2 protein-coding genes are annotated in these 1,027 nt (G+C 49.3%); both read left to right on the forward strand.

What is annotated here, in order from left to right:
* The coding region (locus M3661_RS29755; RefSeq protein ID WP_251491276.1) for a hypothetical protein at positions 1–228 on the forward strand (228 nt) is incomplete at its 5' end.
* Between the two features lies 1 nt (position 229).
* A complete protein-coding gene (istB, locus tag M3661_RS29760; protein ID WP_065294464.1) occupies positions 230–955 on the forward strand; it encodes an IS21-like element helper ATPase IstB in 726 nt (241 codons plus the stop codon).
* The last annotated feature ends 72 nt before the right edge of the window (positions 956–1,027 follow it).

Raw genomic sequence — 1,027 nt, forward strand, 5'->3', positions numbered from 1 at the left:
CGTCTGCAGGCACTGGCTCACTGGAGCGATGTATATACCGTACAACAGATTCAAGAAACGCTTGAGCAAGAAGGCAATGAAGCGACAGTTGCTTGTCTTACAGCAGCATTAGGCGTACAGCAAGGAAACAGGGAAATCCCTGTTACTTGGCAAGAAACACTATCCCCTCCAGGCACACAAAGCGGTGAATCACTCCAGCGTTATGACCGACTCATGGGGGTGAGTTGACATGCAGACAGATCTCGCAGATTTATGTCGACAGCTTCGGCTAGCGCATGTGGTAGAGTACGTGGCGCTTCAGCAGGACAAGCAGATAAGCAGATGGGTAGAGGAACTATTAACAGCCGAACTTGACGGTCGGCGCCGCTCCAAATTGGGAAAGCTCGTTCAGCAGGCCGGTTTCCCTCACATTAAAACGTTTGAAGGATATGTCTATGACCATATTTCGTTTCCAAGTGAAAGCAGTCCGGACATGCTCAGGGATCTCGGATGGCTGGAGCGACAAGAAAACCTGCTGCTAATGGGGGCTGTGGGAACTGGGAAAACACATATGGCAACCGCCTTAGGGGTGGAAGCCTGCAGACGAGGGAAAACCGTACAATTTTACCGGGCTTCGGACTTGGTAGCAGTGCTGCAGGAGAAATTCGCAGCAGGCACAATTAGTCGCTTTCGTGAGAAGCTAAAAAAGGTGGATCTGCTTATCCTAGATGAGGTCGGTTACGTACCGTTTAGCCAAACGGGAGCTGAATTGCTGTTTAATGTGATTGCCGATTGTTATGAAAGACAGAGCGTCATTGTGACGTCTAACCTAGAATTCGGTCAGTGGACCTCGATTTTTGGGGACACCAAGCTAACGTCTGCCCTGGTGGATCGTTTAGTGCACCATGCTCATATTCTCTCTTTCACGGGAGAGAGTTTCCGCTTCAAGCAAGCGATGGAACGGGTTCCTTTGTAGCTTTGCAGGTGGATGGCAAGTGCTTTGGCATTTTTGGCTGCAAAATTGAGCATTTTTCACTTGCAAAAAACA

The sequence above is a fragment of the Paenibacillus sp. MER 180 genome (assembly GCF_023713665.1).
GTDB lineage: Bacteria > Bacillota > Bacilli > Paenibacillales > Paenibacillaceae > Paenibacillus_B > Paenibacillus_B suaedae.

Excerpts from the sequence above, each read along its gene's own strand:
- istB (WP_065294464.1), top strand. The coding sequence starts at position 230 with ATGCAGACAGATCTCGCAGATTTATGTCGACAGCTTCGGCTAGCGCAT.